This window comes from Psychrobacter sp. CX5, assembly GCF_057621535.2.
This window is the reverse complement of record NZ_CM177735.1, coordinates 41,927-55,919: the sequence shown is the minus strand read 5'-3', so window position 1 is coordinate 55,919 and position 13,993 is coordinate 41,927. Positions and strand designations below refer to the sequence as shown.

Annotated in this window: 6 protein-coding genes; 5 read left to right on the top strand and 1 reads right to left on the bottom strand. The window is 40.0% G+C overall.

Translation table 11 applies throughout. The features are described 5' to 3' along the window. The first annotated feature begins 1 nt into the window (after window position 1). The gene (locus AC21OG_RS00180; protein ID WP_487376940.1) at window positions 2-3,559 is read left to right on the top strand and encodes an autotransporter assembly complex protein TamA; all 3,558 of its coding nucleotides are present in this window, start codon (window positions 2-4) and stop codon (window positions 3,557-3,559) included. Window positions 3,560-3,870: 311 nt separating this feature from the next. Further along, window positions 3,871-8,880: a translocation/assembly module TamB domain-containing protein gene (locus AC21OG_RS00175; protein WP_487376938.1), complete on the top strand. Its 5,010-nt coding sequence runs from the start codon at window positions 3,871-3,873 to the stop codon at window positions 8,878-8,880. 405 nt (window positions 8,881-9,285) lie between these two features. On the opposite strand, the gene hemP is transcribed toward AC21OG_RS00175, so the two are convergent. Then, window positions 9,286-9,450, bottom strand: coding sequence for a hemin uptake protein HemP (gene hemP, locus AC21OG_RS00170; protein WP_011960827.1), 165 nt, complete (start codon window positions 9,448-9,450; stop codon window positions 9,286-9,288). Between the two features lie 677 nt (window positions 9,451-10,127). On the opposite strand from hemP, the gene AC21OG_RS00165 reads away from it, so the two are divergent. From AC21OG_RS00165 to AC21OG_RS00155, 3 genes are all read left to right on the top strand, one after another. Further along, window positions 10,128-11,264: an NUDIX domain-containing protein gene (locus tag AC21OG_RS00165; RefSeq protein ID WP_487376936.1), complete on the top strand. Its 1,137-nt coding sequence runs from the start codon at window positions 10,128-10,130 to the stop codon at window positions 11,262-11,264. 324 nt (window positions 11,265-11,588) lie between these two features. Beyond that, window positions 11,589-12,269, top strand: a complete 681-nt coding sequence (locus AC21OG_RS00160; protein ID WP_487376935.1) for a lipocalin family protein — start codon at window positions 11,589-11,591, stop codon at window positions 12,267-12,269. 275 nt (window positions 12,270-12,544) lie between these two features. Beyond that, entirely contained in the window at window positions 12,545-13,987 is a 1,443-nt protein-coding gene (locus AC21OG_RS00155) for a glyceraldehyde-3-phosphate dehydrogenase (protein ID WP_487376933.1), read from the top strand. Window positions 13,988-13,993 lie beyond the last annotated feature (6 nt).

Below are 13,993 nucleotides of genomic sequence, written 5' to 3'. Positions count from 1 at the left end.
TATGTTAGCAAACATCTGTTTGCTGCCTTCGGCATTCGCCGCTGAGTTAGGTGCTGCCAATCAACCTGAGAGCTCGGGTACTAAAAATGATAGCCAGACTTTGAATCAAATTAAACAATCTGTCAGTAATGGTCAATCGAGTGATGATAAGACTGTTGAAGAAGCGTTAATTGCTTTAAGACTTAAGCAAGCTGTTGAAAAGGGTCATATTGATCCCAGTGTTTTGGAAGATTATCAAAGAGAGACCTTAAATACGCCTGTCGGCAATAATAGTGATAGTAATAATAGTCGTTTAAGTAACAATAAAACCAACAATAGCGACACGGGTCGTAGAAATGGCAGTCAAAACTCTAACAACAACCTATCTTCCGATAACAGGGTAATGAATGATGAAGAAAAAGATGCTATAAGCTCATTAAATCAAAGTTTACAAGAGTCAGGCCTAAAAAATAACTCAACCAATAGTGACACAAGAAGTGGCAAGTCTAATCAACACGATAGCCAAACCAGCCATACCAACCAAGATAGTGACGCTATCTTTAATCGTATTTTCGCAGATGATGCCTTAGATAAAGACTTAAGTTCGGCGTTAAATAGTCACAATGGACTCACTGAGAGTACACTCACTCAGTCACCTCAGCAGCTGGATGTCTTATTATCTGATATAGGTACAGAGGTTTCCTCTGATTTTGATGCCCCAGTTGCACGACTTGATGCAGTGACGCCCCCTATAGGATTTGATTCAGAGCTTGATAAAAGAACTCAGATAAATCCAGATAATAGAAAAACTCTAGGATGGATGGATGAGCCTGCTGCGAACACTGAGGTGAGTGGTCAAGGCGCAAACATGGCTACAGACAGTGGAACTACCCCTGTTTTTAAAGCTCGAGATGTCGACGTTAGCCCAGAAGATAAGGCTAGCCCAGAGAGCCAAAACGATAAGGATGATTCCCCAACTCAATCACTGAGTACACCAGTTGGTCAAGTGGCAAGTGAAATTAAACAGGCTGGTGAAATTACCGATGATGTCGTTACCGAAGCCCAAGAAAAGGGTACTTTGGAACCAGGTATCAATCCAGAAGATTATTTACCCGACTATCAAGGGGATGCCAATCAAAATGATCTTGGCAACGTTGTTACAGATGCGGCAGATGACGATTCACGAGATTCTGCTAATAAACAAGGATTCTTTAAGGGGCTTTATAATCGGCTATTTAACGGGGGCGTTGCAAGCTTACCGAGAATAGAGGCCGATGTGTTTATGGACCAAAATCAAGATCAATCCGGCATTGCACAACCCAAAATGGTAAAAGTCGATAGTAAACAACAGCCCTTTGCAAATATAAAAGCGGCGATGGAGAATATCACCGTTGAGTCTATTTCTGACTTTACCGCAGTCACTCCCAAGCTATATGAAGAAGCGATTAACGCTGCTCAAGCGGTAGGCTACTATGACGTAGATTTACACTTCCAAAAAATAGCCGATGACAAAATTGCCGTCATTATCGAATCCTTAGGTGAACCGGTTAAAGTAAATAGCCGTATCATCGATATTAGAGGTGAAGGACGGGAATTAGAGGAATTCAAACAGATAGTAGAATCAGCGCCTCCTACTGTTGACAGTACATTTAATCATGGTGTCTATAAACAAACTAAACGAAATATTGAAACCACCAAAGAACAGTTTGGCTTCTTTGATGGTCAGTGGTTGAATAGCTCTGTAGATGTCATATTGCCAGACAATACGGCAGATGTAGATTTAATTTATGATACTGGGGAGCGGTATCGTTTTGATAATGTTGTCTTCTTTACTATTGATCCTGACACTGGACAGTTGACAACAGATCCCGATAAGTTACCCGTCAAATCAGAGTTGCTGCATCAGCTACATGAATTCAAAGCGGGTGATAAGTTTTATGCGCCTTCTGTTACTAAGTTTACCAATGACCTTTCAGCCACTCGTTATTTTAACGTGGTCAACGTCGAAACGGTTCGACCCGGTAGTAGTGCAGGTAGATTAGAGTTTGAAGGAAGAGGTTCCCAAGATAATCCAGAAAATGATGACCTCAGTCGCGCTGAGGATACGATTATTTCGGATGGGTTAAACTTTAATACCAAGGGCTCTGGCGATACCACTATGGACAGTCAGAATATCAGTTCAAGTCAAGCAGTAGATCAAGCCAAATCAGAGCTTGATAGTACTGAAAACTACGATTTCGAATCAGATCTAAGACCTATTGAGTACTCAATTGATCAAGAGACGTCAGATAAACTCGCTGAAATCACCGCAAAAGCAGAGCGCTTGTCGAGACTGCCTGATGATAGGGTGCTTGATGAAACGGAACAAGAAGCAAAAACGCTATTAGGAAAAATATCCAATGCGGTTAGTAAAGCCGTGGAGAAAATCATACCTGATGACGATGACCCCTTTGCCAGAACGGACTCGCTACCACAGGATTTGAGTAATACTATTTTAGCCAATCGTAAGACGCCTGAACAAGTTGCTGAGACTAAGTCTGTCCCTCTATATGTGTTTGTCACAGCAGACAAACCAAAAGATGTCGATTTGGGTATCGGGTATGGTACAGATACTGGGGTTCGTGCTGTTGCTAGACTTGAGCATAATTTGATCAATCGTGATGGCTATCAAGCTGGCATTAGTGTTGGCGCATCAGGTATAAATCAATCTATTGACGTCCATGCCAGTCGACCATGGAAACATCCTTTGGACGATACCTTGTCTGCCAACGTCAGCTATGAACAAGAAACCATTAATCAAGGTAAGGGTAATCTTGATTTAGATACCCGCACTATAAAAGCGGGTGTCGCCCGTAATATTCGTAATGAGACAGGATGGAATAGGACCTATTCCCTTAAATATCGTGTTGATGAGCTAGAGAGTGGTGTGAGAGGCACTGATCGAGAAAATCTGCCAGTACCTTTTAACCGTGAAGGAGCAAAGTTTAATCAAGAAGCTTTATTACTAGGCTATCAAATGGATAAAACCACCGCTGATAATGCGATGAACCCTACAAAGGGGTATCATCAATATTACTCGATTGAGGCGGGTTCTGATAGTGCGTTAACCGATACCAATATGGCGATCGCTCGTGCAGGTGTGACGGGCGTCTATAGCTTTGGTGAGATGAATAAACATCAGATCTTAGCCAGTTTGGATGGGGGATATATATGGGCTGACGACTTTGAAGATGTGCCTTATAAGCTACGATTCTTTGCCGGTGGTGATCGTAGTATTCGCGGTTATGATTATAATAGTTTGTCTGCGTTAGAAAAAGGCTATCTGGTGGGTGGTCAGGTTCTCGCTGTCGGAAGTGCAGAATATAACTATGAATTTAAGCCAGGGTTAAGAGGGGCCGTTTTTGCAGATGCTGGTAATGCTTATGATACCGATTTTGAAGCGGATACCAAGTTAGGGGTAGGCTTTGGCATTCGCTGGGCGTCTCCAGTGGGTATGGTTCGCTTAGACTTAGCTGCTGGCGTGTTAGAAGAAAGTATACCCATAAGATTGCACTTTTTTATTGGATCGCCTCTTCAATAAAGCCAGTAGCGAAGCTAATAGTAGAAATATGACTAGTATAAAGATTATTAGTATAAAGATTAACATCGGTAAAAGTAGTTTGGATATTAAAACATGGCACTGAAATGATTAAGGCTTGGTATTGTTCGGTGTATAAATATCCTTTAAGATTAGGCATTTTTTATAGTCCTAAACTATTAATTTAACCAATTTTTAATTACATATTTTTAAGCTACATGGTAAAAATTCCACACACTTTATATCCAGTGCTAAAATTTAGATAACCTCGTCAGATCTAATTCAGGCTATTACATACTTAAGTTACTTATTATATGACTACTTCGCAAAGTCCACAGCCTAATAAACAACAAGATCCCGCTCAGCGCGATGCGGAACGGTTAAAGCGTCATTATCCGCTATCATTTCTATTAAAGCTATTGGCCCTGCTTTTGGTCTTGTTCATGATTATGTGTATCGTGCTCTATATCATGGCAGGGACGTCTCGTGGTACTAAGTTTATTGTAGAAAAGATAATCTCAGAGACTGGGGTTGAGCTTGAGTATGGTGCAGGTAACTTGCGTGATGGGCTGATGGTAAAAGACATCAGTATGAGTGCATCTGAGGATGTCGATATCCACTTCGTTAACACCTACGTAAAAATTGGCTGGCGGGCGATGTTTGCAAGAGAAGTACATCTACGCGACGCGACGATAGATTCAATTGTTATTGAAAATCGTAAGCCACCGACAGGTGAACCCTTTGACTATAAATCGTATGACTTACCGGTAAACTTGCGTTTTGATCGGGCCCGTATTAATGAAATTATTTATAACCAAGCAGGCAAAGATCCCATTCAGGTCACTGATATCCAAGCCAGTGACCTAAGCTGGATTGGCACCGAGCTTGAGGTTGGTAAAGCTAACCTACAATATAATGATTTGGTAAAAGTCGCTGATCTGGAAGGGTTTGTTAATTTGACAGACAGTTATCCGTTAGACTTATCGGCGGTTGTCACTGTCAATAGTTTAGACAAAGTGTATATCGATCCTATTCAAGTAAATGCGACGGGTAGCCTTAAACGTACTTACGGCAAGATACGTAGTAAATATAATGACAGTAATGTTAAGGGAGAGTTTATCGTTCAGGGCATGGATGATAACTCTCCTTTTGAAGCCAAACTAACTTGGGACGAAATTCAGCTGCCTTATGCTGAAGGTCAAGAAATTCAACTCCAGCAGGGGTTAGCGACCCTTTCAGGTGTCCGATCAGATATTGAGCTGCGTATCAATAGCCGATTATTAGCAAAAGATATTCCAAGTGGACAATATAAAGCCCGTGCAGATATTGTTGATACCAGTAAAATGCTAGTACAACGACTCACCGCCTCAACGCCTAACGGTGATCTTTTAGCAAAAGGAGTGATTGACTGGGAAGAAGTCTTCAATATTAAAGCCATGCTTTATAGTAATAATTATAAAGTGCGTAGCTTATTGCCCGAGTCTGCAGCCCCCTATGCCCCTGAATATCTTGATGGTCGTCTGGCATTCTTATATAACAATAAAAATAAAGATGGGTTAATGCAGATTGATGCAGGATTGCAGCAGCGAGATGGTGAATCCCTTAAGGCACATGTCGTCCAGGGTAAAAAGCCAGATAACCCAAGATTTCAAGCTCCTTGGTATATTGATGCCAGTTGGAATAACTTACAGCGTCAAAATATACCTCAAGTAGGCAATATCAATAGTCCACGAGGGTCGGCAAATATCAAGTTACGTGACAATCACCTATGGGTCACTGCCGATGCACAAATTAATGAGCTTAACGCTGCTCCAGCTGGAGACTATAAGGTAAATCTAAATAAAGTCGATAATAAGATTAATCTTCAATCCTTTAATTACAATGGCATTATGGGTGATTTGTCAGGTAAAGGCAGTATCATTCTAGCCAACAAAAACACGCCCTTAACGTGGGATATTGATGCAACTACCAAAGAGCTAAGACCGCAAGTTTTTAATGAAGATATGCCAGTGAAGAGATTGGTTGGCAATCTTCGCGCCAAGGGTAAGATGATCGATATCAGTCGCCGTATTAATGGCAAGATAGTCAAAGGTCAAAAACACGTATTTACTATCGATTCGACAGATATTAGCTCCACACTGACTGCTCAAGTGACAACAGGTGAGGGTGCTAATTCCAAAGTTGAGAATCGGCGATTGATGATAGTCGGTCGTGGTGATGGTGAAGTCGATATATTAAATGGCAATGTTGATCATTTCGATGCCCGTTTTAAGGGGAAAGTGGACACTCAAGGCCTACCTAAAGGTGATGTTCAACTCGATGCCAATGGGACGTTGAAAAATGTAAACATTAAGTCCTTTAGCCATCAAGGAGAGGCGGGAGACATTACAGCATCTGGGAATGTTAACTTGAACGATGGCATTCAATGGAATCTTAGCGCCAATAGCAAAGATTTTAATGTGGGCTATTTTGTGCCACAAACCAAAGGCATCGTAACGGGGGATTTAAAAACGTCAGGTCAGTGGCGACCTAATAAGACGAAGCTTGGTGATCTTCAAGCCTTTGATGTTAAATTTAATGGCTTAATTGACACTCCGGAGTTACCTAAGGGTAAGTTGGTCATTGATGCAGGTGGAGATGCTCACTCTATTAAAATACGCAATCTAAGCCATATCGGTGAGGCAGGAAGCTTGGTTGCTAAAGGCTCGGTGAATGTCAGTAATGGTGTGGCCTGGGATATAGATGCAGCCATGGATCAATTTAACCTAGGATACTTTGTATCTAATGTGCCAAGTACGATAACGGGCCGACTATCCAGTACTGGTCTTTGGAAGGAGGGGGTGCAACGTGTCAATATTAAACAGATGGCACTGCGTGGACAAATCAAAGGTGAGCCTCTACTGGCAAAAGGTAGTCTAAATGCTACTTTGCATTTACCGAAGGATATGGGACATTATTTTGAATCCTTGCAAGCGGCAGATACTAACGCTCAAGTTCAAAAAGTAAAAAGTATCGTTGAGACCCTAAATGCAAACGACTTGATCGTCCAATGGGGTAACAATCAAATCGTGGCAAATGGTAATGCTAATAACCTACAAGCTAAAGTAAATATTCATGACCTATCCCAATTAGGGGACGGATTCTCAGGCGATATATTGGGTGGTTTCACTTTAGTTCAGCCTAAAGGAAAAGCGCTACCCACTATATATGTTGATCTTACGGGTGATAGGCTACTTCTGCCTGGTATCTCATTAGAAAAAGGGATTATTAAAGGAAAGATTGTTGATCTCGCTAAGAGTCCAAGTACGTTAGTCATTATGGCAGAGGGTTTAAAAGCTTCAGAAAGTAAATTTGAAAATGTACATGCCATATTTAATGGTACTGAGCGAAATCATACCGTTACTCTAACTGCAGATACCAATAGTGCAAATACTCCAGTCAGCCTTAAAGCCGCTATCAAAGGAGGCTATGATCGTAACGCCCAAAGTTGGACAGGTGTCATAGGAAATGGAGAGATTGGCACTCAATACGTGACTTTAGCACAAAGCCAACCCGCACAATTAATCGCTTCGTTTGCAGGAGATGCGCCACAGATACAGTTAGCAGCTCACTGCTGGCAGGCTACCAATCAAACAGGCAAGCTGTGTCTGCGTGAAAACCTAATCGCTTCTACTGCTAAAGGACAAGTAAATTTAGCGTTACAAAATATTGATACCACTTTATTTACGCCATTTTTACCCAAAGATATAAGTTGGCAAGCAAACTTAAATGGTAAAGCGGTCATGAAGTGGGGTAAAGGCATTGAGCCTTCTATAAATGCTACGTTGTACTCTGATAATGGCAAGATTGGCATGCTACAAGAGGGCTATTCAGAACCGGTTACTATGCCCTACAAGCGCGTTTCTCTTATCGTTAGGTCTTTTGAAGAAGGTATAAAACTGCGTACAGATATCGATAGTGGTCATGGTGCTCGAGGATATGCTGACATAGTGGTTGATCCTTATAAAGAGGAGAAACCTATATCAGGCGCACTGGTATTAAATGAGTTTAACTTAGCCATTTTGAAACCTTTCTTCCCTGGTATGCGTCGTTTAGCAGGTAATATAACGATGGCCGGTGGCTTAGGCGGTACGTTGAGTAGTCCTGTATTTTACGGTGATGTGAACTTAAAAAATGCTACGATCGCTATGTTAGACCTGCCCGTTAATTTGACGAATATCAATGCAAAAGCTAAAGTTCGTGGAAAAAGTGCGACCATAGATGGCGAGTTTATGAGTGGTGAGGGCACAGGTCTGCTGACAGGAACGGTAGATTGGCAACAAGAGCTTCAAGCAAAACTGCGCGTAAGAGGCGAGCGTTTGATACTATCCCAGCCGCCCCTATTATTTGCTGAGATAACCCCAGATTTAAATATCATTATTAAGCCTCAACAAAAGAGCGTTAATATTGTCGGAGCGGTTTTAGTACCCAATGCGACCATAAGACCACCTGAGGCGAATGAAGACGTGATCACCAAGTCAGATGACGTTGTGGTACTTGACCGTGAGCTTATAGGTAATATTGAAGAGGTTTTAGCCATTTCTCAGCCTTGGTCAATCAATGCTGATATTGGGGTTGATTTAGGTCGTGACGTTACCTTCCAAGGATTTGGTGCAGTGCTACCTTTAGCAGGTGCAGTGCATGTTACCCAAAAAGGGCAAGGTGTGATGAATGCACTTGGGGTAGTACAGGTTAGTCGCCGAACCAATATTGATGCTTTTGGCCAAAGTCTAGAGCTCAATTATGGTCAAGTTCGTTTTAATGGTGAGGTTGTTAATCCTCAGCTAAGTATTGAAGCGGTTAAAGAGATAGAAGGCCGAACGGTAGGGTTGCGGGTTAAAGGTCGAGTTTCAGAACCAAATATAACGGTCTTTAATGATGCAGGGTTAACACAACAACAGGCAATGAATGCATTGGTCACGGGACGACTATCAAATCCAGCCGCTACTCAGATTAGCGAGGAAGGCTTTAAATCCGAAGTGACCAATAACTTAGCGGCTGCTGGATTAAGCTTTGGCTTAAGTGGTACTCGGAATTTAACCAATAGTATTGGACAAGCCTTTGGACTTGAGCGATTGACCATTGATGCCTCAGGGAACAGTGATGATACAAGTCTTAATGTCACAGGATACATCACGCCAGACTTATATATTCGATATGGTGTGGGGGTGTTTAATGCGCAAAGTAGTCTGTCGGTACGTTATCAGCTAACGCGTCGTATCTATGTAGAGGCTAGCTCATCTGTTGAAAACGCTATCGATGTGGTTTATAGCTTCCAGTTCTAATTTTTCAAGCTAAGAGTTATTGATTTTATAGTCATTACTTTAGTCAGCATTTAAATGGTTTCTATTACATTGCTTCAATATACAGCTAGGATAAAATATAGCTAGGATAGAGGATGCTACGGCATAATGTTGTTATGCCTTCAAGTATCGTCGTCTATTAAGGATGAATAGAGGTAAGGCTAAAATGTTTCGCGTAAAAAAGAGGGCAACTGTCACAGTTGCCCTCTTTTTTTGTATTAATATTTTGATATAAATTTATTTAAGTTGATGTCGCAACATGTTCAGTCCAATTATAAAGCTACGGCATCGACCTCATCAAGTTTACTATTCTAGTAATTATATAGTGACTATAGATGAAGCTTATTGCTTAATAATTATTGCCCAATATCTATTACCAAATGATGGCTACTTGGTCAAAATTAATCGGTTGTTTCTGGTTAGGCGCAATCGATATTCCTCACCTTCATGCTGAATACGAACTTCTTTCGTTAATGCAAAAAGATGCTCAGATTGTAGCATTGGAAGTTGATTATCACGAAGACGAAGTGCTCGAGAAATGATAGTAGCCATGGGTTATATCCTCTGTTTAAACATTGTTGTATAGTCAGCGAACTACTAAACGGTTACGGCGTTAACCTCGTTAAGCCTACTCCCGTATTACTTGCTACTTGCACTCGGTTGCCTTGTAACCATTTTAGACTTCTTTGACTATAGTGAGTAGCGAGATGCATTCTAATGTTGCTATTGATGATAACCATCAGCTATTTATTTAAACAATCCATAGAAAATCATAGGTGCCATCATATAAAGAGTTTGCTATTTTAATAAATTAGTAGTATTGAAGAGCACTGAATGACAATTTTTTCTATTTGATAATGATTATCATTAACTTAATTATTATTTATTCTCATACACATTGCAAGTGTTTTTTTAAACTTAATCATTTAAATTATCAATGGATGGGCAAAAACAATCTTGAATACTTAATTTAATTAAAATAGTGTATTTAAAAAATAGAGTGTTTTTAAATTATTTACCTCATTCTCAACTCTTAAGGTAGGCTGTGGCTTTAGTCCAGTATTTTGATTAAAGGTCCTGATTTGCTGGACTAAAAGCACCAGCCCACAATGAGTTTTTATTAGTTGAGAACGGGGTGTTATTTAGTGATAGACAGTCTTCTAGCGTTAAGACAATTAGTTTGGCACTGATTAGCACTATACGAATCTATAAGTAATGATGGAGCAACAATGAAGGAAATTAAGGTGGCAATTGCAGTCATCCACTTCTCGGATAAATATTTACTGGGTTATCGTCATTCGCAACAACATCAAGGCGATCGATATGAATTTATTGGTGGTAAAGTAGAAGATAATGAAACACCCAATGATGCTTTAATGAGAGAGGTTGACGAAGAGATAGGGCTGAAAATAACGTCTGATAATTTGATTAATAAAATGGGGGTTTTACGTCATGTATATGATGATTTCAAAGAACCAAAAAATAGTAAAACAGTTTGTTTGCATGTTTTTCGAGTCCGTTTAAGTCAGCGTCAGTTTGAACGCTATTTAGTTCGGAATCAAGGTAATGAAGGGCAGTTATTGAGGTGGGTTACAGGGTCTGATCTCATTTCGCACCACTATCGGTTGCCAGAAGCCAATAAAACTATTTTGCACTGGCTTAGTTTGTCAGATCTTATCACCATTACTCAAGATATAGAGTTAGAGACAGGTAAAAAAGCATCTGATGATGTCAATCGACGGAAACTGACCAGTGCAGAAGCCTGGAGTGACTTCTATCAGCAATATCTACCTTTAAATGCTACTGTATATGTACGTTTAAAACATTCCGACATCGATAGTCAACTGCCGTTGGTGCAACAACTTGCTCTCAAGCGAAGAGATTTGAGTTTGATAGTGAGTAGTCAACTTGCCAGTTCATGGTTCAAACAACTACGAGATAATGACTCAACAGAAAAAAAGGTGAAACTGCCTATTGCACAACATATAACAGAATCACAGGTGAATAATCTGGTGTCAGACGATATGGTTATTGAGGAAAGTAATGTAAAAAGTCTGGTCAATTTACCGCTTACTGCAAGTTGCCATACCGCACTAAGTCTTGAGAAACTCAATAGGTTGGCTCAATATAGGTTATCGTCTAATAGCTCGCCAGTAATCGGGGTTTACTTATCACCCGTTAACCCAACTCAAACCCACCCAGAAAAACCTGCTCTAGGTTGGCAAGGACTTAATCAGCTTGCTTTTAAGTCAGAGGTCCCTGTTATTGCATTAGGGGGAATGGCGCCGAATGATTTAGATACAGCAAGACAACATGGCGCAGATAAAGTTGCTGGGATCCGCCAGTTTTTAACGAATTCTAGGTAATTGTTTCGTTTGAAATTAATATTTTACAAAATCATATCCTAATCACACATATTATCGATAGTATTGATTCAACTGAATACTTATTATGATAAGGACCTAACGCTCAACTCTTAACAAAGATTATGGCTTAAACCGAGTATTTTTAGTTAAAGGTCTTGATTTTCTGAGCTAAAATCGACAGTCTACCCTGAAATTTAATAAGTTCAGAACGGGGTATGTTAAATGGACCCTTATTAAATGGACCTTGCTCTAAAGATTAAATGGACCTCATTCTAAAGATTTCTATCGTAAATAAACTCATTTTAAATTCAGATAAATAATATTATGACTGATTATAAACCCGACATCCCAGATCGTAAATTCATGCGGACGCTACTTAAGCATACCGGTATTGCTTTAGCAATATTGATACCATTAGCAGCTTATACATCTTTAGCCCACTCTGAAACAGGGGAGGTTGTGACCCCTGCAAGCAGATTAAACGCTGAGATGAGAGTCTCTGAGCCCTCTTCAGTAGCTCAAGTTGATCTGCATAAGTATGCTGGTCAATGGTATGAGATTGCACGTCTGCCTATGCCTTTTCAAAAAAACTGCGCGTCAGATGTGACAGCAACTTATTCTTTAAATTCTGATGATGCCGGTAATATTAAATCTGTTAATGTTATCAACCAATGTAAAAAAGAAAACGGTGATACATTACGTGCTGAAGGGCTTGCCAAGCCGGCTAATGAATCAGGTAGTGAACTTAAAGTTAGTTTTTTACCCAGTTGGCTAAGATGGTTGCCAGTAGGTAAAGCTGATTATTGGGTTTTAGGACTGAGTGATAACTATGAGAGTGCGTTAGTGGGTACACCTGATAATAAGTATTTATGGATATTATCGAGAGACCCAAGCCTATCAAAAAACGTTTATACCTATTATACGGATATCGCTCAAAGTCAGGGCTACGATATCTCAGCGCTTAAATTAACGCCTCACACGACGTCGCAGTCTGTAAGTGATTAACAGTATTTAACAGATTTAAATCATATTTTGTTGAGTTTATATCTATCGATACCAATTTAATTTCAGTTGTTTGTGAGACACGTCAATGCATGAATCTCCAAACCTCAGAGTTAACTGACTGGCTAAATTTGGCAATATGATTTAAAATCTAGCAGTCATATAGACCACCGTGCTATAAATTGGCACTAAAAAAAACGCATTGTTATTCGTTTAATTGATTTGACAATAATGCGACGTTCATTAATTTTTCCTTCTTATTTTCATTTATCCAAAGGATGACTATTGTGAGTAATGCTGATACGCGACGCAAATTACACCAAGTTCACTTAGCCAAATATCAAGAACAAGATAACCTAGCCTATGAGCTGGTTAACATACTTCATGATTTATATATAAATAAAGATATTAAAGTTAACTTGTTCGGTGAAGCCCTAAACGGTTTATCGACAGCCGATGTGGTTACTAAAGTTCAGCAAACTGCACAACGTAATAATGGTAATGCTTTAGCTCTGTCAGACGTTTTAACCACTGTTAAAGAGGTTGCTAAAATTGATAATCTTACGACAGCCGTTATTGATGCGGGTCAACTGGTTAAAAATAAAGTTAACGCAGCAGATGCTTTAGCCAACAGCGACCAATCTCAGTCAGCAAATAGTACCGCTACGGATGTCGTATTATATGGTTTTGGACGTATCGGACGTATTTTAACCCGTTTATTATTATCTGAGGCAGCGACCGATAAGGGGCTACAATTAAAAGCCTTTGTTGTGCGTCCCGGTAAAGAGGGTGATATAGCTAAGCGTGCCTCTTTACTTGAGCGTGACTCAGTTCACGGAACCTTCTCAGGCTCAGTGGTGGTGGACGAAGAAAACCAAGGTATTATTGCTAATGGTCGTTTCATTCAAGTTATCTATGCCAATGATCCTAGTGAAATCGATTATACTAGCTATGGTATTAACGACGCCATTTTGATTGATAATACTGGCATTTGGAAAGATGAAGACGGTTTAGGTAAACACCTTAAAGCAAAAGGGGTCAAAAAAGTTCTATTAACCGCACCCTCTAAAGGTGATATCAAAAACGTTGTATATGGTGTTAATAACGATACCATTGGTGATGATACTATCGTCAGTGCCGCTAGCTGTACTACCAATGCTATTACGCCGTCTTTAAAAGTAATCCATGATGAATTTGGTATTGTTAATGGTCATGTTGAAACTATTCATGCCTTTACTAATGACCAAAACTTGATTGATAATTATCATAAGTCTGATCGCCGTGGACGCAGTGCTGTATTAAATATGGTAATTACCAGCACAGGCGCAGCAAAAGCTGTCGGTAAAGCAATGCCAGAGCTAAATGGTAAATTGACCGGTAATGCGATACGTGTACCGACACCGAATGTCAGTCTGGCTATCCTAAATTTAAATCTTGAGAAAGCACCAGAGAGTGCAGATGCTTTAAACGCATTTTTCAAAGAAGTGTCTAATAGCAATGCTTGGCAGTCGCAAATTGCTTACTCTGATTCAACTGAAGCGGTATCAACTGATTTCGTAGGTACTAAACAAGTTGGTATCTATGATGCTGAAGCGACAATTGTGACTGATAATCATGCGACTGTTTATGTTTGGTATGATAATGAAGTCGGTTACAGTACTCAAGTATTAAGAGTAGCGGCACAAATGGCTGGTATTCACTATAATAATATTAGCGCTTAGCTAGTA